Source organism: Bacillus cereus group sp. BceL062 (assembly GCF_051780025.1).
Classification (GTDB): Bacteria; Bacillota; Bacilli; order Bacillales; family Bacillaceae_G; genus Bacillus_A; species Bacillus_A toyonensis.
Genome location: NZ_JBPWGY010000067.1, coordinates 1 through 258, shown reverse-complemented (window position 1 = coordinate 258; position 258 = coordinate 1). Strand labels below are relative to the sequence as shown.

Below are 258 nucleotides of genomic sequence, written 5' to 3'. Positions count from 1 at the left end.
GGGGTGAAGTCGTAACAAGGTAGCCGTATCGGAAGGTGCGGCTGGATCACCTCCTTTCTATGGAGAATTGATGAACGCTGTTCATCAATATAAGTTTCCGTGTTTCGTTTTGTTCAGTTTTGAGAGAACTATCTCTCATATATAAATGTATGTTCTTTGAAAACTAGATAACAGTGTAGCTCATATTTTTTAATTTTAGTTTGGTTAAGTTAGAAAGGGCGCACGGTGGATGCCTTGACACTAGGAGTCGATGAAGGA

The 258-nt window shown here is 39.9% G+C and carries 1 rRNA gene; it reads left to right on the top strand.

From position 1 onward, the window contains the following. A 16S ribosomal RNA gene (locus tag ACS2MN_RS31105) occupies positions 1–57 on the top strand; the annotation flags it as partial. Between the last annotated feature and the right edge of the window lie 201 nt (positions 58–258).